Raw genomic sequence first — 25,070 nt, forward strand, 5'->3', positions numbered from 1 at the left:
TGATGCATGCCAAGACCATGAAAGCCGGAACCATTCTCGTCGCGGGCGCGCTCGCGCTTGGCGGCTGCACCCAGTCGCAGGAGCGTGTCGCGGCTGGTGGCGCGCTCGGCGCCGGTGCCGGCGCCCTGATCGGCGGCGCGGCCGGCGGCTGGCGCGGCGCTGCGATCGGCGCCCTGATCGGCGGTGTCGCCGGTCTCGTCATCGCCGACGCGATCGAGAAGGAGCGCGCCCGCGAGGCCGCCTACATCGCGGCGCGCTCGGGCGGCTCGAACGTCCAGAGCTTCCGCAATTCGAGCGGCCAGGCGGTCGTCGTGCGCGCCCGCACCGTGCGCACCTATAACAACAGCCAGGGCCAGCGCATCCGCGTGGTCGAGCGCAGCGTGACCCGCGAGGGCAAGGCCGCCGGTACCGACCAGGTCGAGGTCAATCTGGCCACGAACGAAGCCTCCGGCATCTGAGCCGCGGGCTAAACCAGAACCGGTCCTCCCTCGTTCGCGAGGGAGGACCTCATGAGTACCGAACCGAAATGACTGCGAAAGCGCTGACGAGACGGATCCTTTGCCTGACGGTTGCCGGCCTCACGGCGGCATCGCCAGTGAAGGCGACGGCGCAGACGCAGATGATGCAGGGGTTCGACCCCTACAACCCGTTCGGCTCCGCCGCCCAGATCCTGTGGCAGCGCATCCAGCAGCAATGCCCCCAGCTCAAGCTGCCGGTCACCATCGGCATCGCCTCCCGTCCCGTGACGCGGGACGCGTTCACGACCGACCAGGGCAACAACATCATGCAGCAGATCCGGGCTGCATTCTCGAACATCCCCGGCATCACCATGGCGCCCTGGCTCGACCTCGACCCGATCAAGGGCATCGTCGACACCGGCGTGCTCGACAATCCGCTGGCCGGTGACAACAAGGAACAGCTCAGCAAGATCCAGATCGAGGTGCGAGCCTCCGGCTACAAGGTCGGTGCGGCGACGCGCTTCAACCTCTCTGCGCATGGCTGGAACGGCTATGAGAGCTGCTCGCCAAGCCTCGACCCCTTCCCCGTCTCGCAGGACTTCATCGGCGAGGAGTACAGCTCGACCGACGAGCTCTTCAACCGGGTCGCGGCCGGCGTCTGGGCCGCCTCGGTCGACACCTCCAATCCGGTCACGCTCTCGGTGAGGATGCTGAGCGGACTGCCGGTCAGCCCCGGCTGGCAGGAATTCTTCTCCGACAAGCTGCGGCGCGCGCTGAGCAAGCAGAACGCCGAGGAGAAGGAGACCAAGATTCGGGCCGAACGCCATGTCTCGCTCGTCATCGCCCATGATCCGGCCGGCGCCGAGGACAAGCGTTGGGAGGGAATGGTCACCGTCGACCCGCGCCCGCTCGGCTATCGCATCTCCGTCAGCGTCAACCGCCGGAACACCACTCCCATCTCCGAGGACGGGCTGGTGACGCTCGACGAGCTGCCGACGATGCAGCAATGGGCCGCGCTCGGCCCGGAGACGCAGACGCCGCGGCTCGACCAGACACCGATGCGGATCAATGCCCGCATCGAAGGCGGTCGCGCGCTGCAGCAATATCCCTTCCTGGTCGCGCAGGAATCCTATGTCGAGGTCGACATCCCGACAGCCAGCGTGCGCGGGCCGCACCCGGCCGTCCCCGTCGACGTGCTTGGGCGCAACAATGCGCCGATGAAGACGATCCACATCGCCAATCCGAGCCGGCCGAACCTGCGGCGCTACAAGCTCCGCCCCGGCGAGTATACGATCCGCGTCGCCAGCGCCGGCCCGGTCGCGCAGGACTTCCAGCTGCGGGCGCGTGCGGTCGACACCAGCGACATGCTGATGCCGGAAGCGCCGGGCCGGTTGCTGCGCCGCTTCCAGGACTGGTACGCCAGCGTCTCGGAGGATCCGCGCACCGGCCAGCGCACCTGCTTCGCCTATACCGCGGCGCAGGAAGCCGGGCCGCGCTACTGGCGCGAGCAAGCGCCGTTCATCCTGCTGCAGGCGAGCAGTGCCGGGGTCGGAAACGGCGATCTCCAGCACCTGATCGAGGACAAGCGCTATTACAAGCCCAATACGCCGTTCGAGGCGGTGATCCGGGAAGGCGGCGGCATGGCGCGCCGGCTCAACGCTGCGCCGACCGCGGCGGGCAACTTCATCCGTCCGATGAAGCAGGGCTCGAACGGCCAGCCGATCCTCGATATGGACGCGGTCGCCGGCTACAACCGGGGCACGACGCTCGAGATCAGGGGCACCGCGCCCGACGGCCGGCCAGCGCATGTGATCTATTCGCTGCAGGGCTATCGGGCCGCCGTCAACGCCATGTCGCTCGAATGCGGCCGGCGCGACCTCGCCAACGCCCTGGTCTGGAAGTAACCGGCCTGTCGATGTGCTCAGGCCAGTGCCAGCGCCGCCCGCGCAGGTCCCGCATCATCGGCAGGCTCGAAGCGAACCAGGCCGCGACGGACCCCGGCAGCCGCGTCGAGCACAGCCGGAAGCGAACGGGCCGAGCGTTCGAGGACGCCAAGCATGGCGGGCACGAGGCGCGGATCGCTCCAGACCTCCTCGGCGCGGCGACCGAATGGCGCCAGGAAAGGCTCCATTCCGCTCCAGGCGAGGATGATCTCGCGCGGGCGGGCGACCGCAGCCTCGAGCCCCGCCAGGATCCGCTCGATGATCGGCGCCCAGACGCCGTCGTCATAGCGTCCGACCGGCAGCAGGACGATCAGCCGGCCGGCGCCCTGGAGCGCCTCCTGGGCTTGCGAAGCAGCCTGGGCGGAATCGCGGAACAGCCGCGGCAGCAGGCGCGGCGCGATGAAGCTCGCTTCGACCTCGTGCGTCTCCGCCCCGGCAGCCTCGGACAAGGCCAGCCGGCGCAGCGCAACGTCCTCGCCGGCAATCGCCTGAGCCAGCGCAGCCGGCAAAGCAGCCGGCAGGGCCGCGAAGCAAACCGATTCTGCGCTCATCACATTCCGCTCCATTCGAGCCGCCACCATGCCGCAGCCCATGTCCCGGGCAGGCAGGTTTCCGCAGAGGTGGCCAAATGGCCGCAAGATCAGGCCCGCGTGACGAAAGTCGAGCCCGGGGTCTGTCTTGCAAGACGGCGGGCCATCGCGCAAGGTCCGTCCCCGTTGTTCCGCTCAGCTCGTCTTCCCCGGAGCCCGCTTCCGTGACTCTTTCCGTGGCGCCGGTCGCCGTCATCTGGGACGGCTCAGGTCATATCGCCGCGCTCTGGCGGCATAGCGCACCGGTCCGCTTCCTCGCGGCGGAAGAGGCCGGCGGGCGCATCAGCCTGATCGCCGCCGCCGACGCCGGAACGGCGCCGCTGTTCGCGCTTCTGCCTGCCGGGAGCCGGGCCGTGCACGCCGTGACGGTTGAAGCCGATGGCCGGCTGAGCACGATTCCGGTGCAGCTCGACGACCGGCTCTCTCTCGCCGAGGCCGACCGGAACGCCGGCGGCCTGGCCCTGGTGCAGGCTCATCTCGACGACGCCGGTGCACTGACCGTCCAGACCGGACCGGCCGGTGCCGGCTCAGCTCTGGAAGCGGCACCCATGGCCTCCGGGTTGAACCGCGCCAGCGGCTCGGAGAGCGAGGGCTATCGGCTGCTGGTCGGCCCGTTCCTGCATCCGGACGATGAACGCGCCGCGACGACCGTGCTGACGGCGCGCCGTCGCGAGGCGGGCGGGCTGACGCTCGCATTCACCGGAGATGGCAGCGAGACGATCGCCGAAGGGCTGCTGGTGGCGCATCTGCCGGCGGCGATGCGCGAGGCCAGGCAGGCACTGTCGCAGATCGACCAAGACCTGCGGCTCGCCATCGAGGCCGAGTTCGACACTCTGGCCGCGGCACCGGCCGACCAGCGCGACGTCGATGCGACGGGCCTTGGCCGCGTCGCCGCGCTGCGCCGCGGCTTTCGCCTGCTGCGGCCGCGCGCCGAGGCCAAGGATAGTCTGCTTTCGCTTCCCGACTGGGCCGAGGAGGACGACGTCATCATCTTCGCCGAGCCGCGCCGCCAGCTCGTCTGGAACGGCGATGGCGAGGCGGTCAGCGGCAGCCCGATGACGTTGCGCTGGCAGGATGGCGTCTTCGCGGCGACCCCGCATGGCGCGCGCTACAGCGCGTCTGCCGCGACGGGGCTGACCATCGGCCAGGCCGGTGGCAATGCTCTCGTGGTCGCGGCGTCCGGCACGGCCTCGCCGCTGCACGACGATCTGGCGCTCGCCGCCGGGCGCCAGGCCGAAGGGCTGTGGCGGGCGACGAGCGCAAGCCGGCCGGCGCGCCTCGGCACGCTGCTCAGCGAACTCGCTCTGCGGGCCGCTCAAGCGCCGACAGGCCCGCTGGCTCGGCTCGATGCACGAGCCAAGACCTCGACGACCAAGGCCCCCGCCGCTCCGGCCGGCCTGCTCGAAGCCCTGGCGGCCGCCACCGGAATCGATGCGGGCCGGATCGACGAGCTCGGCGAACGCGCGCTCGGCGAGCAGATCGCCATGCTGCTGCGGACGAGCGCGCAGCCGGAGCTCGCGGCCCGCGCCTGCACGGTCAGGCTGCTCCTGCCCCTACCCGGTGCGGATCGATCGGAGGCGGAGCTGGCCCGGCTTCTCGCCTGGTACGAGGATCCGGCGCTTCCACAGGCGCTCGCCCGCGAGGCGATGGCGCTGGCCGGGCACGACCGGCGCGCCATGCGCCTGCTGCACGATGTCGCCGCCAGCGCCCATCAGAGCTGGATCGAGCCCGAACTCGCCGCCGAGGTCGAGCAGGCGATGGCGGACGCCGCCACGCGTAGCGGGCAACGCCGGCTCTCGCCGCTCGATACCTTGCTGTTCGAGCTGCGCCGGCAGCCGCAACGGCAGCCCGCCCCCGGCCTCGAGACGATCGCCCGCATGCGCAGCGAGCTCGGCGATGCGGCGCGGCAGGCGAGCCAGCCGGCGGCGATCACCGATGAGCTGGCGCGCCGGCTCGGCGAGCTCACCCCAGGCGAGATCGTCCTGCTGCATGGCCATTTCGCCAGCTTGCGACGCGAGGTGGAACAGGCAGCGGCCGCCGCGGACCTCATCCGCAATTGGGAAGGCGTGGCCGGATATCCCGGCCTCGCCGCCCGGGCCCATCGCAGCGGCGACCCCGTCAAGGGCGCCGCGCGGCTCACCGCGACGAGTCGCCCGTTCGCCGGTTCGCTCGCACATATCGAAAGCCTCGCCCCGGCCCTGACGGGACTTTCGGCGCAGATCGACGCATTGCTCGGCCCGCCCGGCGGCACGACGGAACGGAACCAGGCGCTGCGCGCGACCCTCGAAAGCTATGGCCGCCTGCTCCTGGCGCAGATGGCGCTGCATGAAGCGGATGCCGCCTTCGCCAGCGTGCCCTTTGCCGGGAAAGCGCTGGCCGATCCGCACGATACCGGTTTCGGCGCCGCCTATCGCCGGCTCAGGGCCGGCAGCGGCGACCTGCTGCCGCGCTATCTCGCCGCCGCTGCCGCGCTGACCGGGCTCGATCATCATTGGGGCACCGCGCTCGCCGGCGAAGTCACGGCGAACACCGGTTCGAGGCAGGACGCATGACCACTCTGCCCTGCTACAATCTCGAGACCCGGCTCGGGAGCTTTTCCGCGACCATCGCGCTCGACCGCAGCGGCGAGCTGATCGACCTCCTCGCCTTCGAGGCGCCGGAGGACATGGTCAAGGCGGTGACGGTCTCGCTGGTCTCGCATGCGCCGAGCCTGGTGAGCGGCGCCGACATCGGCTGGCTGCAGGGCAATGCCCTGCTCGACAAGGCTGCGGTCCGCGCCGGCGAGCGGCTGGTGCTGGGATTGAAACGCGAGGCCGTGATGCGCGCGGTCGCGAGCCACCGGGCCCAGGCCGATGTCGACAGCGACGCCAGCCTCGAAATCGCCTTCTCCACCATTGTCGAGACCGCCGGCGGCACCCGCGCATCGCCGCGGCGCCTCATCAAGATCGCGGCGCTCGCCGGCGCCTCCCAGCCGGAATGGCGGATCGAGCCGGTCGAGATTGACCTGGATTCACTGCAGGCCGGCAAGCAGCTCGCGGTCGGCCAGATCGCGGTCGACATCCCCCGCGACATCGTGCTCGAAGGCCGGCGTGGGCTCACCATCGAGGCGAGCTGCTTCGGCCTGAAGGCGCAGCATCTCTCGCTCGGCGTCGCCGCGCCGATGGATCATTCGGTCTCGCTGCGGCGCTTTCCGGATAGCGGCACGTCGACCAGCCGGCATCTGATCTGGCTCGCCGATGCGCCGGCGCTGGCCGGCCAGGAGGTGCGGCTCGACGTGACGCTGACGCGCGATGCCGTGCTCGATTTCGTCGACGAGACCAGCCAGGCCAATCCGAAGGCGCCACTGCAGGTCAGGTTCACCGCCAAGCTCGGCGGCTGGGTCGGCCAGGACGGCGCCGGCCACGACAGCGATGGTCCGGCCAAGCCCTGGTCGAGCGCGCTCGAATCCCGTTCGGTGCCGATCCGCAGCCAGAATCGCGGCGAGGTCGCGCTGACGATCGCCGGAGAGCATTTCACCTGCCCGCTCGGAGGCAGCGCGCAGTTCGAGATCGCGAGCGGTCTCAACGCCGAGGTCGACCCGGACGACGAGACCTCGATCGTGCGCTGCGACGGGCTGGTGATCGATCTGCGCCGCTGGCCGCTGACCCGGACCGCGCCGCTGACCGTCGAGGTCAGCAGCCGCATGGGCGAGAGCGAGATCGCCGAGCCGCCGACACCTTTCCCGCTCGAGATCGTGCGCGATGGCGATTTCGGCCGGCGCGGCCGCGTCGTCGTGCCGATGCAGAACCTGACGACGAGCTTGTCGCGAGCCGTGCGCACCAGCGGCGCCAATGTGCTGCGCGGCGAGATCACCGTCTCGCTGGCGATCAAGGCCGGTGACGAGGCTGGCCGGGCCTTCGCGCAGGCGAGCCTGCCGCTGCGCTACAACCGCCGCGTCCACCGCCTGCCGATCTGCATCGATCTTGGCGCTTCCGCCACCTCGATCTGGTCGGGCGCACCGCGCGCCGCCGGCCGGGCGACCGAGATCAAGCCGCTGGCGCTGGGCACCTGGCTCGCCGCTCATGTCGATCCGCGCCATGGCGAGGCGACCCTGCACGATGCCGGCGCCGCGCCGCTGATCCCGAGCCATGTCGGGCTCGATTCCGGCAACAATCTGCGCGCCGACCATGCGCCGCACAGCCTGCCGGATCTTGCGCTGATCGGCTCCGATCGCGCCAGCGTCGCGCGCCGGCTCAAGGCTTTCGCGCGGCGCTACGACGTCTCCGCTCCCGCTCCGCCGCCGCAGCCCGGCCTGCCGGAGGGCGGCCGACGGATCGACTCGCTCAAGCATGCGCTGACCTCGGGCGCGGTCTCGCTGACACTCAACGATCAGGTCCACCGCTATGACGCCGGCACGGATCGCGTCGTCGCCACCAACACGGTCGAGATCGCGCCTTTGGTCGCCGATGTCCTCGACGAACTGGTCGACCTCTATGTGCTGCGCCTCGGCGAGGACCGCCTGCGCGTCGAGGACCAGGCGCCGCCCCCGGTGGTGCCGCGCATCCTGGTCTCCTGCCCGAGCGGCATCGGCGACGAGATCGCCTCGCGCTACCGCGCCGCGCTCGAGCTCTTCGCGCAGCGGCTGGAGCGGCTCTTCCCCGGCGCGACCAGCTTCCCGGACGCGGCCGTCACCGTGCCCGAAGCGGTCGCGGCGGCGCGCTATGTCGCCAGCCTGCCGGAGGTACGCGCCGCGGTGCCCGACCAAAGCGAGGCGCTGCTGGTCACGCTCGACATCGGCGGCGGCACCAGCGACGTCGCGCTCGCCTCGCTGCGCCGCGACGGCGACCGGCTCACCCATGCGACGCTCGCCACCTTCGGCCTGCCTGTCGGCGGCGACCTGATCGACGAGGCGCTGACCGGCATCGCTGCGACCTTGATCGACCGGGCAATGGACGGACAGGACGCGCATTGGCAACCGGCCTTCGCCGAAGCCTCGCTTGCCCGCTCCATCCAGCGCGAGGACGCTGCCGCTCTGGCGGCACGCGGCTGGCTGCGCAATGCGGTGAAACAGGCCAAGGCTGGTCTCGCCACGCGTCTCAGCGAGACGGCGCAGGCTTCCGGCACGGCTTACCGCTGGGATGCGGATGCAGCCGACGAGACCTTCGACATCGTCCTTGCCGAGCTGAAGCCGGACGGCGATCCAACCGGCCTCTACGTCGCCCAGGACGAGCCGGCATTGGCGGATGTCACGCAGCGGCCCGGCCTGCAGCTCGCGATCGACGGGCCCGACAAGGCCGGGACGCGCCGGCTGGTGCTGAAGGTCTCGCGGGCAACGCTGGAGAAGGGAGCCGGCGAGGCCTCGCAGCGCCTCACGGAGATCGGCGCCGTGCTCGGCGGCCTGCTGCCGCGCCTCGCCCGCGCCGCCGGCCCGAACCCGGCGCGCCGGCCGACCGTGATCATGGTGCCGACCGGCCGCGCCGCGCTCTGGCCACCGATCTTCGAGGCGATCGCGGCCGAAGCCGCGGCCAGCCGAGCCGCCTTCCCGTTCGAGCGGCCATTCTCGCCGGCGGCGATGAAGAAGGCGGTGATCGCCGGCGCGGCCATTCTCGGCATCGAGGGCGACATGGCCGGCAGCGCCGTGCAGCACAAGAACCCGCTCGGCATCGCCGCCATGGCGGTGCAGATGCGCGATCTCGGCGCCACCGGCCTGCGCACCGAATTCGCCGCCGAACGCATCCATTATCTCGGCTACGACATCGCGTCGGGCGCGCGCATCCATGCCGAGCATGACGAGACAGCGCCAAGCCTGGGCGGGCGCGCCAATCTCGGCCGCCGCTTCCAGTTCGTGCGCACGATCCCGGGGCTCGACCCGCAAGGCAAGGCGCTGTCCCGCCTGCGCCCGCTGCTCGACGGCCAGGATCCGATGGTGCTGCTCGAGGGCGATTCGATCGTCGAAGCCCATCGCGAAGGGCTCGACGGCTTCGGCGTCTGCGAGATCATCAGCGAGGTGCTGTCGCCGGTGAGCCGCAAGGTCACGGTCGTCGCCGCCAATGAGGGCTGGGAAGCCTGCTGGCGGATCGAGCACGACCGCGTCTCGCGCATCTACTGAAGGGGTCGCAGGATCGTCATGACCCGCACGCGAAAACGGCTCTGGCGTTCACAAAGGTGGGCTCGGCCCGCCTCGTCGCGACCGCAATCCCGTCACCCCGCCTTTTCTGCCCGAGTGAGCTGACGCCATGGCCCTGCCCGATCTCATGGACCTGGTGATGCACGACCCGCGGCGGCTGACCTGCCTGCGCGCCGTCGCCGGCGAGCCGGGCGAGGCGATGCCCGGCATCGAAAACCTCTGGCGCAAGCCAGTGTTCAGCCTGACCGCGGGCGGCCAGCCGGCCAAGGACGGCAAGGCCTCGCTGGAGGACCTGATCGACCGGCATCGCAGCATCGCGCTCACCGATGGCGGCAGCGGCCCGCAGCCGATCGACGTGCCCTTCACCTCGCTGGTGGTGCTGACCGCCGAGGCGCTGCCCGGCGCACAGGAGCTCGGCCGCTTCCTCGCCGACCGGATCGAGCAGCGCTTCCGCGACGTGATCGACCCCGATATCGGCGTCACCGTCCATGTCGAGCAGAGCCTGCACGCGACCGCACCGGTCGCGGTCTATCTCGGCCATGGCGTCCATGCTCCGCCCGCCGACAACCGGCTGCCGCATGGCGAGGTGGTGATCCGACAGGATGCCGACACCGCGATCGGCCAGCCGATCATCGGCGTCAACACGCCGGGCGGGCTCTACTCCGGCCAGGCGCGCTTCGCTTTCTCACGCAGCGAGATGCTGACGCCGGCGGTGCATCCGGATCTGCCGGGTGGCACGATCTTCTTCCTCGGCCGCTACCCGGTCGATGCCTCCGCCCGCGATGCCGGCGGCCTGCCGCTGCTTACTGCCCTGCCGCAGACGCCGGAGGCGCGCGCCCAGGCGATCCAGGTCGAGACGCTGGCTTTGCCCGGCGGCAATGTCGATGCCCGCTTCGAGATCCTCGGCGTGCGCCCGCAGATCGGCCGCGTCTCGCTGGGGCTCGTCGACGTCACGCTCGACCGGAGGCCGTCCCGCCTGCAGGCGCAGCCGCCCAAGGGCCCGCATCTCGCGGTGGTCGGCCTCGCCATCCCCGAGAATTTCGGCGGCCGGCGGATGGCGCGCTACTGGGTCGAGCGCAGCCATGGCGGGCGCCTGATGTCGTCGGCCATGCTGGCCCAACGCGACAGCATCGTCGTGCAGGGCCGCGACGCCCGCCGCTACGACCGGCGCGAATTGCGCTACAGCCGCGTCGGCGGCGAGTTCCGGGCCGAGAGCCTGAGCTTCGACGGGCGGCGGCGCTCGCTGCTGATGCTGGAGGATGGCGAGTTCGGCTATATCGGCCTGCCGCGCGAGCAGACGCCGATCGCCTTCGGCCCGGACCAGTCCTCGCGCGGCTACGGCACTTTCGACTGGCTGGGCGAGGCCGTGCGCGTCCAGTTCGGCTCCGGCGTGGTCGAGCGCCTCGACGATCTCTATGATCACAATCCGGTCGGCTTCATCGCGGCCGCGCCCGGCGGCGTCGCCGTGCAGTCGGCGGGCGACATCTGGCTCCTCGGCGGGCGCAAGCCGCAGGCGGCCGGGACCAGCATCATCCCGCCGAACGGTCCCTTCGTGCTCGGGCCGCTGGTGGTCGAGCTCCGGGAGGCGACGCCATGAGCCATCCGCTCTTCCGCGGCCTGAAGCGCAGCGTCACCGCCGTCACGGTCGGCACCGTCACCATCGTCGGCTTCCTCTGGCTCTCGGGCGGGCTGATCGGCGAGCTCGCCGCCAGCCGCGCCTGGATCAAGCAGCCTGATTTCACCGAAACCAGCCGCTCGAACGAGGACCTGTTCCAGCAAGGCGTCGCGACCGGGCTGATCTGGCTCGACCCGGCCGGCCCCGTCATCCGCTCGCAGCCCTGCGAGGCGCTCTACGACGCCTCGCTGACCGTGCCGACGCCGCAAGGCACCAAGGACTTCTCGCGCACCTTGCTCGACCGGCTGTGCAACCTGCCGGCCGGCGCGCAGATCCGCTCGGAAATGCTGGCCTGGAACAACTCCTTCCTGATCGCCGGCGCGCGCGACGACCGTGCGCCCGACCGGCGCTGCGCCGACGGCACGCCGCTGACGCTGCCGGTGGTGCCGGCCGGCTGCCGCCCATCGAGCTGGACTGCCCGCGTCGCCCAGACCACCGACCTCGCCGCACCGCTCAACGTGATGCCGAATGCGGTGCCGCCGCCGCGCGACTTCGCCGATTTCGCCAAGCGCCGAGGCAACCAGCTCTCCGACTGGGCCCTGTTCGGCCCCTTGCGGGCGCCGGACGACCGGCTCGTGCTCTCGACCCGGCTGCCGGCCGGCAATCGCCGCGTCACCGTCGACATGATCCTGGAGCCGGCGCGCATCGTCGTCGGCAATGAGCGGGTCAATCTCGATCCCAAGCGCGACGAGCAGACCGTGCGCATCGCCGGCCTCGCCATCGCCGCCGAGCGCGTCTGCTCCGACAGCGACGACTTCGCCACCTGCGCCGAAGAGGCCCAGCAGGGGCTGCCGCATGGCTGGCGCTTCACCATCACCGGCGCGCGCCGGCGCGACGTCGAAATCGGCTTCGAGGGCCAGCCGGTCCGGGCAGTGCCGCCGCGTGCCCGCGAAATCCTCGGTGGGCCGGGCGTGCAGAGCGAGGACGGCAAGGTCAAGCTCTGGCGCTCCGCGCATATCGAGGCCGATTGCGAGCGGGCCAAGACCAAACTCGTCTGCGAGCTCGGCTGGCGCGGCGCGGTCACGCAGCGGCGCACGGGCGCTGCCCGCGCGCTCTATTTCGCCGACGGCACGCCGGCGCTCGACAATAACGGCGTGCCGCTGCCGATCGTCGACGAGCTCGGCCTGACCGCGATGATCGGCTATGGCGCCGGCGATGTCGGCTCGCTCTCGGCCGCGCTCGGCCGGGCCCGCACCCGCGAGAACCTGACGCTCACCATCGAGCCGCGCCTGCAGAAGCTGGTGCAGGACGCCGTCTACGAGCATATGGGCGAGCGTCTCGGCCGGGGTAAGCGCCCGCGCAAGCCCGGCCCGCTGCCGGTCAACCTCACCCCCGAGCAGGAGCCGCCGGATCAGGGCGACGGCCGCGCCGTCGTGCTGCTGATGGATGCCGGCGACGAGCCGGGCGCGCTGCTCGGCCTGGCGAGCTGGCCCGATTTCGTGCCCGGCATGCATAGCTGGGACATCCAGGCGCTCTCGACCGGCCGCGACAGCGATTCCCCGCTCGCCGGCCATGGCTGGCGCGCCGGCGACGTCCACACCATGCCGGGCTCGACCTTCAAGCTGGTCACCGGTCTCGCCAGCATCCTCGGCATCCGCGAGCAGCCCCGCTTCGCCGACATGATCATGGGCCGGATGCCGCCGGGGCAGCAGGCGCAGGTCTTCGGCATCCCGGGCGGCGGCATCCTCAATGTCGACGGCGTCGCGATCGCCAATTATGGCGGCGCCGGCTTCAATGTCGGCATCCTCTCACCGGCGCAGAGCGGCTGCCCCGATGCCGGCCGCGGGGCGCAAATCGGTTTCTGCGAGGCGCTGATCAAGTCGTCGAACCTGTGGTTCGCCGGCATGGCGCTGACCATGGACGGGCGCAAGGTCGGCGGCCGGCCGACGACGGTGCCCGGCCGCACCGGCACGATCCTGGCGCAGATGACCGAGCATCTCTACCCGATCACCCAGCCGGGCACGCTGGCCCAGCCCGGCGTCGACCTGACCCGCGGCATCGTGCCGGGCGCGCAGCGGCTGACCGGCGAAGCGCTGGACCTCGCGGTCGAGGACAAGCGCAATGCCAGACGCATCGACCTCGCCACCAACTCCTACGGCCAGGGCGTGCGCGCGACGCCGATCGCCATGGCCTCGATCTATGGATCGGTCGGTGCCCGCAAGGTCATCCTGCCGCGCGTGCTGAAGCCGGTCTCCGACGTCGCCGAGACGCCGATGCCGAACGAGGGCAAGCCGGTCATCCCCGGCATGGATCCGCGCCAGGCCGAGCCCTTCCTCGACGATGCCCAGCGCGGGCTCCACGGCGTGGTCAACTCGCCTGGCGGCACAGCCGCCGGCGTGATGGCCTCGCTGCCGCCCGAGGTGCGCAAGCGCATCTACGGCAAGACCGGCACCGCCGACACCACTGACGGCATGAACTCAGCCTGGTTCGCCGGCTGGATGGACAATGTCGCGGGGCGCAAGCGCGTCGCCTTCACCTGCCTGGTCTCGCATACGCGGGAAACCGGCGGACGCGCCTGCGGACGCCTGATGGCCGGCCTGCTCGGCAAGGTCGCCGCGCTCGGAGACAAGAAGTGAGCGAGACCACCGCGCTGCGCCAGCTGATGGGGCGCTGGCTGACCCTGCGGCCGTTCCGCCTGCCGCGCATCCGCATCGGCGGCGCCGGCGGGGCCGTGACCGGGCTCGTGCTGCTCGCGCTCTGCCTGACCGTTCTCGGCTTCTGGTGGCACAACACCACCCATCTGATCGAGAGCGCCCGGCCGGTGGTCAGCCTGGAACGGCTCGACCTTGCGCTTGCCCGCGGCGAGACCGCGACGATCGGCCGGCGCGAGCTCCTTCAGCCGCAGCGCTTCGACGCGGCCGAGGCGCGCCATGTCGCCCTCACCCGCCAGCCCGACGGGCGCGTCACCATCCGCAACGTCGCCAATACCCGCCGGCTCTGGCTGGATTATGCCAACGGCTCGGGCAGCTTCTCGGCGCGCTGGCGCTTCCAACCCGGCGACCGCATCGCCGCCGGCGCGCTCGCGATCGCGGTCGACGAGGCGCGGCCGGGGCGGCTGGCGCTGACCCTGACCGAGGCCGGCAAGCAAGGCGCCCGCAAGCTCACCATCGACTCGACCGGCCCGCTCTCGACGATCAGGCTCGACGGCAATGCGCTGCCGGTCTGCCAGCCGCTCAGCAGCGCCGACCGCATCCGCGGCGTCGTCACCGGCCTGATCGCCACCGATGAGCGCGGCGAGGACAAGCTCGTCTCGCTCGGCGGCCGCCTGACCTGCTCGGTGCGCGAGGAAGTCCACATCGCCGCCAATGCCCTGCCGTTCAAGGCGCTGACCATCGTCGCGCGCGGCGGCGGCTATTTCCTCGCCCCCGGCGACGCCGTCGATGCGCCGCGCCCGCCGGTCGTGTTCGCGCGCGGCAACCAGCGCATCACCGATTTCACCGACATCGCCTGGGAGCTCGATCCCGAAGGGCCGGCGCGGCTCAGCCACATGATCATCGGCCGCACCCGCTATGCCGTCGAGATCGGCGCGGAATCGAACGGCCGCCTGCCGCTGCGCCTGACGCCGCTGAGCAAGACCCACCGGTTCGCGCCCGACGACGCCGAGGCCCTGCGCGCCGCCGCGACGACCGACAGCGTCCGGCCGGTGGTGACGCCGCCGCGCCAGCCGATGTCGGCAGCCGAGCTCGGCAACCCGCTCGCCTCGCTCAACGGTGTCGAGCGCATCGTGCGCCTGCTGCTGACCCTCGGCATCGCCGCGTTCGGCGTGCTCTCGGCCATGCACCACGCCACTCTGTTCCGGCGCAGCGCCATCCTGGTCCGGCTGGTCGGCGCGCTCGGCTCGACCGCCTTCATCGGGGCGACGACCATGCTGGTGCTGGCGCCGGAGCTGTCGCGGCTCGGCGGCGTCTCGATTTCCTATGAGGCGGCGCTGCACGCCACCATCCTCGCCTATGCGATCGTCTGCATCGCGATCATGATCGGGCCGCGCTTCACCACGCCGCTTCGCCTGACCTGGCTCGGCCTCGTCATGCTCTGCTGCCTCGGCAGCCTGACCCTGACGGCGCTCGGCATCGACGCCGAGAAGACCGACTTCACCATCCATGCCGAGAAGAACAAGCTGCTGTTCTTCGACCTCATCCCGGTCGTCGCGGTGGTGATCGCCTTCCAGCCGCAGCGCTCGATCGCGGCGCTGCCGCGCTCCTTCTTCATGGGCGTCGGCTTCAAGGACCAGCTCCTGCGCGCCGTGCCGGCGATCCTGATCCTCGCCGCTTTCGTCGCCTGGGGCGTGCTCGGCACCGAGACCGGCGTCGCCGGTTTCCAGCCGGTCGAGCTCGGCAAGATCGCGCTCGTGCTGGTGCTGGCGCACATCTTCCTCGGTTTCTCGCGCATCGACTATTTCTACAACCAGCGCCACTACATCTCCTGGCTGACGGTCAGCCTCGCGACGGTGCTGGTCTTCATCCTGTTCCTGACGGCGGTGCCGTTCCTGAAGAGCGACTATTCGCCGGCGCTGATCATCATCATCACCGCCGTCGTCCTCGCCTTCGCCTTCCTGCTGCCGAGCACGCTGAAGCGCCTGGTCGAGATCATGCGCGTCTTTCTGCGCCGCGCCGACGCGCCGCAGCGCAAGGTCCGCCGGCTCGGCTGGCCGCGCGGCGGCGTGCTGGCGCTGGTGCTTGTCATCCTGCTCGGCATCAACGCGGCGCTGATCTACGTCTTCCCCGGCCTTGTCACCTACGCGATCTCGGGCCAGTGGAACCTCCCCAAGGAGCGACTTGCCGCCATCGACGTGCTCGAGAAGGCGCGCGGCGGCCCTCTGCGCGTGCCGGCTGAGCGCTTGCTGACCTGGTACGACCTCGACCATGCCACCAAGCGCGCCGCGACGGCGGCGCAGGAGCGCAGCCCGGACGTGATCCATCGCGATCTCGGCTTCCAGCTGCTGCAATCCAAGGTCGCGCTCGCCGAGATGCCGTGCACGCTGGCGCGGCTCGATCTCGGCCTCGACAAGACGCCGGTCGAGGTCCGCCGGGCGCTCGACGAACTGCCGCCCTCGCCGGTCTCGCTCTGCGCCATGCTGCCGGGCGCCCGCGTCACGCCGATCGCCGAGCGCAAGGGCGAAGAGCAGGACGAAACCGTCAGCCGCTTCACCGTCAGCGACCTCGTCCGGCTGCCGGTGGTGCAGAACGACTTCATCGCCACCTTCCTGATGGTGCGCTTCGGCCTGCCGGCCGGGCTGGCGCTGCTGGCGGCGCAGGTGATCACCGTCTTCGGGCTGCTGGCGCTGGCGGTCAGCCTGATGCGCGAGCGCGCCATGGGCTCGGCCCAGGAGGGGGCAAACAAGGGCATGGCGATCATCCTGGTCGGCATCGCCACGATCTTCTCGCTGCACTGGAGCATCTCCTGGGGCAACGCGCTCGGCCTCCTGCCGGTGATGGGCCAGCCGATGACCTTCATCGCCGCGGCGACCTCGCATCACATGCTGATGGCGCTGCCCTCGATCGCGATCGCGCTGATCGCTGGCCGGCTCGCGGCAATCCGCCAGCTCTCGCCGACCAGCGACCCGCCGCCCTGGGGCCTGTGGCGCGGCCTGACGCGCGGGGGGCTGTGAACCAGGCGGCCAGCCGTCATTCTCGGGCGAGCACGGCAGACAAGATAAGCGCGGGAACCCCTCTCCCGGATCGATTCCTCTGCGAAACCGGGAGAGGCGCAGAGCCCCCCCCTTGCGGGGAGGGGCAAGGGGGAGGGGGCGCAAAGTCGGAGCGAACTCGCGGGAATGGGGCGATCCACTTCTACAAGTCCCCGCTCGCCCGGTCGTTCGTCGCCCATCCCCAACCCTTCCCCCACAACAGGGAAGGGAGGAGCCAAAGCGATCGGCGTTTTGCAGAGGAATCCCCGAGGGGAGAAGGGTTCCCCGCGGATGCAACGTCGATCACGCCTACTGAAAAACGCAGGCTCAGCGCCGCCTGATCTCGACCGAGAGCGCCTTGGGCTCCTCGAACTGGATCACCGGGAAGGCCGCGATGCCGCCGCGGATCGCGTTCGGGTTGAAGACCACGCGGGTCGCCGTCGACTTCGAAACCACCACCGCCGGGCCCGTCCCGTTCTGGAACTTCGCCTTGGCCGGCGCGACGGGATCGAGCGCGAGTCCGCAAATGTCCTGGCCGTCGATCAGAACACTCGCCATATCGCCGACGTCCACCGCCGTCTCGCTATAACGCGGCCGCAGCTCGTAGATCTGGGCCTCGCAGGTGCTGCCGGCCGGTGCGGACAAGGTCACCAGCCGCGCCAGGGCGGAGCCCGTCATCGCGACGGAGCCGCCTTGGGCGCCGGCGCTCGGCTGCCCCAGCGACGGCACCGTCGGCTGTCCGAGCGAGGGCGCCGTCGCGCTTTGCTGATTGCCGGCCTGCTGACCGATGCTCGGCTGCGTCGTCCCGCTGGCCCCGGGCTGGGTCAGCGTCGGCGGGACCTGATAGGGATCCTCGGTCGCAGTCCCACGCGTCAGATACCAGCCGGCGCCCGCCGCACCCGCGACGAGCACAAGGGCCGCGGCCGCGATCACGGGCAGGCGCGAGGTCGAGGAGGTCGAGGCCGGCTTGTCGCCGAGCACCGAGCGCCGCGGCTTGGGCGCCTGCGGGCTCTTCAGGACATCGGCGATCGAGGGCTCGTCCCCGGCCGGACGCGGCTGGACGAGGGTCTGCTCCGGCTGCGCCGCGGCCATGTGCGCGGGCTGCGGCTGGGCGGGCTGCTCGGCGGTTTTGGGCTCGAACGGTTTCAGGGCCATCGAAGACGATCCCGGTGCGGCCGGCCGCTCCGGCGCGGACGCCGCGGCCTGCGGTTCGAAGGAGCCGTTGCGCAGGAAGAGATCGATCGGCGCAGCGATGTCCGCGAGGGAAGAGACCACCACGATATGATGCGGTTGGCCACCGAGGATCTTGCCGAGGATCGCGACGGCGCGCTCGGCCTCCTCGCCCCGCGGCACCAGTGCCAGCACGGGCGTGGCGCCATGCTCGGCATCGGCGAAGAGATGGCGGCAGCGGTCGATCTTGGTGGTGAGGTGGTATTCCTGCTGGGTGACCCGCGCCTCGCCCGCCGTATCGGCGACGGAGAGGTCGATCGCACCAGTACCCCAGATCACCAGCTTGGCTTCGGAGGCTTTGTGCGTCACAGCCTCGCCATGGGCAAGCGCGCAATGGGCCGCGAGCGTCGGCACCATCCAGCTCTTGCCCTGATCGATCGAGCCGGAAGCCGCGAGACGATAACTGCCGCCGTCGGGCAGGCCGAGGATCTGACGCAGGGGCTCGCCCGGGCGCAGCAGGTTGCTGTACTGCGTGCTCCAGGGCTCGCAGACCTCGGAGCTCTCGGTCGCCAGCACGACGCGGGAGACCGGCACGCGCGCCGACCAGGCAAGCTTCTTCAGGATGATCGGCTGGTCGGTCGTCGGCACCACGACGAAGACGCCGGAGCGCCTGACGTTTTGATCTCCCATCGTCCTCTCTCGCAGGCCCTGCCGTCCCCTCAGCCAGACAAAAGCGCTGCTTGGGGCAGCGCTCCTGACCTTACAGCAGATAAACGCCCGCGAGCGGATTGGCGAGCATCAATCGCAAGAGGTCGCGCTCGGCATCCTGCCGCGGCAGGTCGATGACGATGTGCTTGTCGACCGGCGCCGGCAGCGGCAGGCGGACCACGCCCTCGATCGAGACGACCTCGATCATGGTCGGAGCCGGGTCGGTCTCCGACAGGCACTGGATGACCAAGGCCGGCGGCGCATCGTCCTCCTCGATCACATCGAGCTCGAAGGAGCCGATACGGCGATGGGTGGCGCTGCTGTCATAGGCGGCGGCGGCCAGCTCGCTACGCGCCACGGCCTGGAAGGAGAGCAGGCGGCGATAAAGCCGCGCCGCCTCCGGATCGGTGCGGATTGCGCGCTCCGCGGCGAAATTGACGGGCTCGCCGCGGACGCGGCGGGCATGCGCCCAAAGATCGGCGCGGCTGATGCTCGCGGCGGCCGTCTCTTCCGGCTCGGCGCTCGCGAGCGCCGCCAGAACCAGGCGGGCCGTGGCGCGGCCGACGCGCGGGTCGTCCTCGAGCGGACCCTGGTTGAGGAAGTCTGTCATGGCCGTTTCGATCGCCCTTGATAACGCTGCGAAAAGACGTCGGTGAACCGCGCCTCGTCGCTGGCGGCCTGGGCAACCAGGTCCGTCGTTTCGCCGAAGCGCTTCTGTTGCCTGTTGATCCGGTGCAGGGCTGCTGCGACCGTTCTCAGTGCTCCCCCATGCCTTGCGAAGATCAGCGCCAGTTTCGCATCGTCGATCCGGAAGCTGGCACGATCATGGCGCCAGCGCCGCAGCAGCTTCTGTCCCTCGGCCGTGGCGGCCTCGCTCTGAGGCCCCTCGATCGCCTCGAGCGCGTTGCCGATCAGCAGCAATTCGTCGAGGCGCTTGCCGAGCGCAGCGAGGGCCGCGCCGATGCCGGCATAGTCGAAAGCCTCCGGGCTCTGGTCGACCTGGCCGCGATTGGAGCCGGCGATGCGCCGACTCGCCTCGACCAGCCGGTTCTCCCAGGGCGCGACGGCGCGCGAGCGGGCCAGCGTCAGCGGCTGCTCATGGGCGAGCGGCAGGATGGCTAGGGCCCGGCCGATCGACTCGCGTTCCTCCTTGTTGAGGAATTTCGGCTCGGCCGGCAGGCGCATCAGCGCGGCGTAGACCCGCTCGCGCACCACACCGTCCTCATCCTCCTCTTCCGGCTCGTCGTCCTCCTGCGGCTCGTCGTCCTCGAGTTCGCCGAGGATCGCCTGATGGTCGAGCCAGGCGATCAGCGCCTCTTCCGGGTTCTCCGAGGGCTGGCGCGCCATCAGCGTATCCATCGAGGCCGGCGCCATGAAGTCACGGCGGCCGACGCTGGAGCGCTCCTCGCGCATCAGCGCGCTGAAGCGCTCGGTGAAGCGGGCGAAGCTCCAGGTCTCGCCATGCAGCAAGGCGAAGCTCCAGAGCGCGATCAGATCGTCCGGATCGAACTCGCGCTGGCGCTCGCGCCGGCCCGACGCGTTGAGGAAGGCCTCGCGCTGGCGGATCAGGTCGGCAAAGGCGAGCAAAGGGAGATGGCGCCGGCGCCAGGCCCGCATGAAGCGGGCCGGCTCCTGGACGGCGCGCTTCATGCCGTCCTCGTCGAAGGACGACAACGCGAAGACAGCGTCGAGCGCGGTGCGCAGCGCCACGAGCCCGCCCTCCGAGCGCTCGTCGGCCTCGGCGGCGAACAGGAAGTCGGCGAGGCCGAGCGCGCGCCTGATCCGGCTCCAGGAGAAGGAGCGGGTCTTGGCCTCGCCCTTGCCCGCGCCGTAGGACAGAACGATCTCAGCCGCCGAGGCCTCGATCGTCGCGCCGGCGAGCACGGCGCGCACCGGCCCCTCCTGGCGCAGAGGCCGCAGCAAGATGCCGCTCTCGTCGAGCAGGCAGCCGATCGCTGCATCGCGGGCCGGCATGCGCGGGTTCGCCGTCAGCGCGCCGAGCGAGAACAGCACCTGCAGCATGTCCCAGAGCGGCAGGTCGGCATTCTCCGAGCCGCCACCGGTGATTGCGAGAACGAACTTCTCGGTGTCCCGCGCGGAAAACCGGCGCGAAGACGCGATCGTGCTGATCTCCGCGACCCGTGCCGGGTCAATGCCCCAATCCATGTCTCAAATATCCGCATCGAACGCTGACCCGGTCGCGGCGAACGGAACCCCTCCTGCCCCGTTCGCGCCCAGCCGGCGCATATTGCTGCCACATTTAAAGTAACAAGCCGCCCGGTCGATGTCGACCGGGCGGCTTTTTCGCAAAGGCAGGCCGGGTTTTATGGTTACCCGGCTCCAGCTTCCGATCAGCGGGTCGCCACCTTGCTGACGACCAGCCGGTTGCCGGAGAAGTTGACCTGACCATTCAGGCCGACGAGCTCCAGCATCAGGCGGAAGTTGCGGGTCAGGCGGGCCGAGTCGGCCGAGGTGGAGTAGAAGAAGTCGGCCGAGGTCGAGGTGGTCTGCGTGGCGCGGTGGGCGCGGTAGCAGCCCCAGCGGACGAACTCGCCCTCGATCCGGTCGACCTCGGTGGCGGTGAAGTCGCGCAGCTGGATCATGTAGTCGGTCGGCAGGCTGGTGCAGCCGTCGCCGCTGGCCGCGACCGGAGCCGCGCCGCCGCCGGCGCCACCACCGAGAACGATGCCGTCCTTGCCGACAGCCGCGGTGCCACCACCGGCCGGCCGGGCGAAGCCTTCGAGCTTCTGGGCGATCGCCGCGCCGAGATCAGCGGCGAGGAGGCGCGAATGGGTGCCGACGGTCTCGAGCAGGCACTCGGCGCTGCAGGGGTTCGGCAAAGCGGGCAGCTGGAAGCCGCCCACCTCGAAGGCCGCGATGAACTGACCGGAGCGGACATTGAGCACGCGGCCGGCGATGCGGATCTCGGGGAAGCGGATATCGGCCGCGACGGCACGGCGGGCCGAGGCGTAGATCTGGTAGACGACCATGGCGTCGACCGGGGTCGAGACGGCGCGGGCGATCTCGATCAGCTCGGCGTCGCGGCGGCGGACGCGGGCGGTCTGGGTGATGCCGAGCGCCAGGCTGGTCTCGTCATAAACCTGGAAGCCGCGGGTGTTCAGGTACTCCGAGAGCTGGAGCTGAACCCGGTTGAAGATGCGGTTGTTGCGCGGAACCGTGTCCGGATCGGCGTCGTCCGACATCACCAGGAGGTTGATGCGGGAATTCGGCGATTGGGCGTGAGCGACGGCTGCGAAGGAGATCAGCAGCGCGAGGCCGAGCATGAGACGCTTGAACAAAGCCATGACGGGTGCCCCCTGAGGCGATGGTTGTTTCGGGAAGACGGTAAAACTCAGCCGGTGATGGCGATGACCTCGACGCGGCGGTTGACGGGCGAATAGGGACTGCGCGGATTGCGCAGCATGTCCGGGCCGAAGCCGTGGGCGACGAGACGACCGGAGTCGATGCCGCCATAGGAAACGAGCCAGTCGCGCACGACGGATGCCCGCTCCCGGGAGAGCTCGACATTGTAGTCGTAATCCCCGTCCGCACTGGTGTGGCCACCGATCAGGAAGCGCTGATCGAGCAGGATCGGGTCACGCAGCGCGTCGGCGAGCCGCCGCAGCGTGGCCTCGGCGCCCCGGCGCAGCACCGAAGAGTCGTTGTCGAAGAAGACGGTGACCTCGACGCGGCGCGTCAGATCGATCACGACGTCCTGGCCGTAACCGCGCGGTCGCACCCGGCGCGGGACCGGAGCGGTGCGGCGCACGACGACCCTGCCGCCTCCACTGCCCGGCACGCGATCATGCGGCGCCAGCGAGCGCAGGATGTTGGTCGCGCCCTGGTCAGTCTGCGCCAGTGCAGGAACGGCGCTGAGCAGCGGCAGCGAAAGGACGAATCCGCCGAGCGCGCGGCGCGACATCATCTGCGGAAGCTCGACGTTGTCCTTGCGCTCATCTGCGATCTTCATAGCCAGACCCCCTGTTTACCCTCTCTTCGCATAGTCCTGTAGCCTCGACAATGCGACGGCCCCTCGGGTGAAAGCGGGTCGCGGCAATGGCGTTGCCCAAGCTTTGCCACGGTTTGCCGGATTTTCGCCGCGCGCAGCATTTTTTCCTGAACAGCGAATGAATGCCCGGCTTCCTACGCGCGCGCGTCATCATTCGGGCTCCGCCTTCGCGCCGGCATTCGCGAAACCGGCTCAGGGATCACCAAGGGCCTGACAACGTGCCCAGCGCACACCCCGTCATGAGGAGACCCGCCATGGGCTTCCAGCTCGACCAGACCGCCCGCCAGCGCAGCAGCCGCCTGCGTCTCGCCGTCGCCGCCCTCGCCGTCATCGTCTCTGCCGGCGCCGGCTTGGCCCAGGGCGATGGTGGTAGCCCGGATGCACCGAAGGTCGCCGAGCGGCCGCAGTCTTTGAAGCTGGAGTTCTCCTCGCGCACGGTCTCGTTCGGCGTCGCCCAGGCGGCCCGCGAGATCATGACGACGCGCCAGATCCCGTTCGCGCCCGGCAGCTGGGAGGTCACCTCCGATGCCCGCCGCGCCATCACCCAATTGCGCGACATTTTCCGCGGCAATGCCCCCAAGGGCGCGCCCTTCGCCATCCTGGTCTCGGGCGGTGACGAAGTCGTCAACTACCGCCGCGCCCGGGCGCTCCGGACCCAGCTGATCGAGATGCAGCTCGAGGATGCCGGCAAGGTGGTGATCGCCGCCCGCGCCACCGGCGAAGGCCAGGCTGCCGACGACGGCAAAGCCCGCGTCGATCTCGTCCCGCTCGATCCGGCCCGCTGCGGCGGCTGCGGCGATGCCTCCTTCCGCACGCTCGCCCTCGACACCGGCGTCCAGAAGCTGGTGCGCGCCAGCGCCGAGGACGTGGTCGTCCCGGCCTCGCAGACCGCCGGCAAGGACACCGACGTCGCCGCGGCGCCGCTTCCGCCGGTGCGCCAGCAGGCCACCGAGAAGGCTCCGCAGCGGGTTGCAGCTCCGGCACCGCGCCCGGCCCAGAAGCTGGCGGTCGATCGCTCGGGCGAGCCGCGCTATGACGGCCGCACCGTCTTGGTCGAGCCCGACGATTACGGCCAGCAGCGCCGCCGCATCTCCCGCAGCGTCAGCCGTGGTGGCTGCCAGATGCCGGACATCATCATCGACGACTACTATCCGGGCGGCCCGCTGGTGGGTTGCGACGGCAGCTACGGCCCGCGTCCGCGCTGGTGAATGTAGGCCGATTTTCGGTCGACCTGCACCGTCACCCCGGCCGGAGCGCCGGGATCCATCGCAAGGCTCAGCCCTCTACGATGGACTGTAAAGTTCACTTTGGCAGAATGGACAGAGAGGACAGCATGGCAACTACCTTGCGTAATTTTTCTCATGATGAAATTCTTATAACCAAGAATGAAGCGTGGTCTATTTTGCGTTTCTTCTGGCCAAATCACCGAATTCAAGAAGCTGAAATCACCTATGGCGACATGAATTTTGCACAAGGACTTTTAGTTGAAGCCATCGACGCATCCTACAAAATGGGATTTGTCGAGATAATTTTTAACAATGCTTTTTTAAAAGTTCCCGGTAGCTTTAGCGACGTAAAGAAAATGATAAAAAAAATCGTCAAAGAATCAACAAAGCATTGGTACAAAAACATTGGCAAGAATAAATTTGACGACGCCACAATCTATATTATTGTACGCGACCGAATTGCATTAAATTTTAAAAGCGTTATGGGAATTAGAATGCAAACAGGAAGTTATTAACAATCATCAACCAATATTGACAGGAATTTCTCCGTTCATACGACGCGGTTAAGCAGCGCGGCCTCGCCACGCTCCAGGCGGCCGAGATTGTCGAACAGGATGTCGACGACATTGCTCTCATACGCGCGGGTCTCGCCCGCGCTGTGCGGCGTCAGCAGCACCTGCGGCATGCTCCAGAGCGGCGAGGCGGCCGGCAAAGGCTCCTCATAGACGCAATCGATGCCGGCGCCGGCGATCCGGCCGGCTTCTAGGGCCGAGATCAGAGCCGGCTCCTCGACGACGCGACCTCGCGCGACGTTGATGAGGTAGGCCGACGGCTTCATCGCCGCGAGCGCGGCGGCATCGATCAGCCCCTCCGTCTCCGGCGTCAGCGGGCAGGTCAGCGCAACGACATCGGCCTGGGCGAGCGCAGCATGCAACTCAGCCGGCGGCACGATCGTCTCGACATTCGGCTCCGAGCCCGGCCGGCGCCGCACGCCGATGACGCGCATGCCGAAGGCCGAAGCCAGCGCCGCGAGCCGCAGGCCGATGCGGCCGAGCCCGACGATCACCAGGGTGCGGCCACCGAGCTCGTCCTCGCGACGGGAACGATCGCCGATCATCGGCCGCCAATGGGCTTTCGCCTGGTTGTCGCGGGCGAGATGGAGCTGACGCGTCAGCGCCAGGATCAGCGAAATGGCATGCTCGGCGACAGCGCGCTCATTGCCGCCCTGGGCGCTGGCGAGTCGCACACCGGCCGCGGCCAGCTTCTGCTTGTCGAACTGATCGGTACCAGCGCTGATCGACTGGATGAAGCGCAGCCTGCTCAGCCCTTCCAGCATGTCATTGCGCCAGAGCCCGGAAACGACCAGCACATCGGCTTCCGGCGCGCGGGCCCTGAGGTCGTCGAGATTGCGGACCTCGAAGCTCGTCGCCTGGCCATTGCGGGCGAGATATTCGTCGCGCATCTGATACGCCGGATGGGCGAAGCCGATGGTGAGGGCGGACTGCTTCGGCCAAGGCTGCATGCGACTTGTCTCCGGATCGCTGGAATCACCTGACGAT

General features: G+C 69.7%; 16 protein-coding genes. 9 read left to right on the forward strand and 7 right to left on the reverse strand.

What is annotated here, in order from left to right; translation table 11 throughout:
- Nucleotides 1-2 precede the first annotated feature (2 nt).
- The gene (locus BMZ69_RS13430; RefSeq protein WP_092157295.1) at nt 3-458 is read left to right on the forward strand and encodes a glycine zipper domain-containing protein; all 456 of its coding nucleotides are present in this window, start codon (nt 3-5) and stop codon (nt 456-458) included.
- A 68-nt stretch (nt 459-526) separates the two neighbouring features.
- Nucleotides 527-2,362, forward strand: coding sequence for a hypothetical protein (locus BMZ69_RS13435; protein ID WP_092157296.1), 1,836 nt, complete (start codon nt 527-529; stop codon nt 2,360-2,362).
- A 17-nt stretch (nt 2,363-2,379) separates the two neighbouring features.
- Here BMZ69_RS13435 and BMZ69_RS13440 read toward each other — a convergent pair whose 3' ends face one another.
- Nucleotides 2,380-2,952: a hypothetical protein gene (locus BMZ69_RS13440; RefSeq protein WP_092157298.1), complete on the reverse strand. Its 573-nt coding sequence runs from the start codon at nt 2,950-2,952 to the stop codon at nt 2,380-2,382.
- Between the two features lie 203 nt (nt 2,953-3,155).
- On the opposite strand from BMZ69_RS13440, the gene BMZ69_RS13445 reads away from it, so the two are divergent.
- From BMZ69_RS13445 to BMZ69_RS13465, 5 genes are all read left to right on the forward strand, one after another.
- Entirely contained in the window at nt 3,156-5,543 is a 2,388-nt protein-coding gene (locus BMZ69_RS13445) for a hypothetical protein (RefSeq protein WP_139219051.1), read from the forward strand.
- On the forward strand, nt 5,540-9,079 hold the full coding sequence (locus BMZ69_RS13450; protein ID WP_092157302.1) for an acetate and sugar kinases/Hsc70/actin family protein: 3,540 nt from the start codon (nt 5,540-5,542) through the stop codon (nt 9,077-9,079). The genes BMZ69_RS13445 and BMZ69_RS13450 overlap by 4 nt, the downstream gene beginning before the upstream one ends.
- Before the next feature lie 127 nt (nt 9,080-9,206).
- Nucleotides 9,207-10,694 (forward strand): hypothetical protein, encoded by a 1,488-nt coding sequence (locus tag BMZ69_RS13455; RefSeq protein WP_092157304.1) that lies wholly within the window; start codon nt 9,207-9,209, stop codon nt 10,692-10,694.
- A complete protein-coding gene (locus BMZ69_RS13460) occupies nt 10,691-13,348 on the forward strand; it encodes a penicillin-binding transpeptidase domain-containing protein (protein WP_092157306.1) in 2,658 nt (885 codons plus the stop codon). Before BMZ69_RS13455 ends, BMZ69_RS13460 begins: the two co-directional genes overlap by 4 nt.
- The gene (locus BMZ69_RS13465; RefSeq protein WP_092157307.1) at nt 13,345-16,380 is read left to right on the forward strand and encodes an MATE family efflux transporter; all 3,036 of its coding nucleotides are present in this window, start codon (nt 13,345-13,347) and stop codon (nt 16,378-16,380) included. Before BMZ69_RS13460 ends, BMZ69_RS13465 begins: the two co-directional genes overlap by 4 nt.
- Nucleotides 16,381-16,725: 345 nt before the next feature.
- On the opposite strand, the gene BMZ69_RS13470 is transcribed toward BMZ69_RS13465, so the two are convergent.
- From BMZ69_RS13470 to BMZ69_RS13490, 5 genes are all read right to left on the reverse strand, one after another.
- Nucleotides 16,726-18,258: a hypothetical protein gene (locus tag BMZ69_RS13470; RefSeq protein WP_092157308.1), complete on the reverse strand. Its 1,533-nt coding sequence runs from the start codon at nt 18,256-18,258 to the stop codon at nt 16,726-16,728.
- Nucleotides 18,259-18,328: 70 nt separating this feature from the next.
- Nucleotides 18,329-18,886: a hypothetical protein gene (locus BMZ69_RS13475; RefSeq protein WP_092157310.1), complete on the reverse strand. Its 558-nt coding sequence runs from the start codon at nt 18,884-18,886 to the stop codon at nt 18,329-18,331.
- Nucleotides 18,883-20,442, reverse strand: a complete 1,560-nt coding sequence (locus tag BMZ69_RS13480; protein WP_092157311.1) for a hypothetical protein — start codon at nt 20,440-20,442, stop codon at nt 18,883-18,885. Before BMZ69_RS13480 ends, BMZ69_RS13475 begins: the two co-directional genes overlap by 4 nt.
- A 185-nt stretch (nt 20,443-20,627) precedes the next feature.
- Entirely contained in the window at nt 20,628-21,581 is a 954-nt protein-coding gene (locus BMZ69_RS13485) for a hypothetical protein (RefSeq protein ID WP_092157312.1), read from the reverse strand.
- A gap of 47 nt (nt 21,582-21,628) precedes the next feature.
- Complete coding sequence (locus BMZ69_RS13490; protein ID WP_092157313.1) at nt 21,629-22,246, reverse strand: OmpA family protein; 618 nt, start codon at nt 22,244-22,246, stop codon at nt 21,629-21,631.
- Nucleotides 22,247-22,539: 293 nt separating this feature from the next.
- Between BMZ69_RS13490 and BMZ69_RS13495 the strand changes: the two genes are divergently transcribed.
- Both BMZ69_RS13495 and BMZ69_RS31140 read left to right on the forward strand, forming a co-directional pair.
- Nucleotides 22,540-23,493, forward strand: a complete 954-nt coding sequence (locus tag BMZ69_RS13495) for a hypothetical protein (RefSeq protein WP_092157314.1) — start codon at nt 22,540-22,542, stop codon at nt 23,491-23,493.
- Between the two features lie 125 nt (nt 23,494-23,618).
- Nucleotides 23,619-24,026, forward strand: a complete 408-nt coding sequence (locus BMZ69_RS31140; RefSeq protein WP_139219052.1) for a hypothetical protein — start codon at nt 23,619-23,621, stop codon at nt 24,024-24,026.
- A 35-nt stretch (nt 24,027-24,061) separates the two neighbouring features.
- On the opposite strand, the gene BMZ69_RS13500 is transcribed toward BMZ69_RS31140, so the two are convergent.
- Complete coding sequence (locus BMZ69_RS13500) at nt 24,062-25,033, reverse strand: D-2-hydroxyacid dehydrogenase (protein ID WP_092157315.1); 972 nt, start codon at nt 25,031-25,033, stop codon at nt 24,062-24,064.
- Nucleotides 25,034-25,070: the final 37 nt, after the last annotated feature.

Source organism: Allobosea sp. CRIB-10, assembly GCF_900112185.1.
GTDB lineage: Bacteria > Pseudomonadota > Alphaproteobacteria > Rhizobiales > Beijerinckiaceae > Allobosea.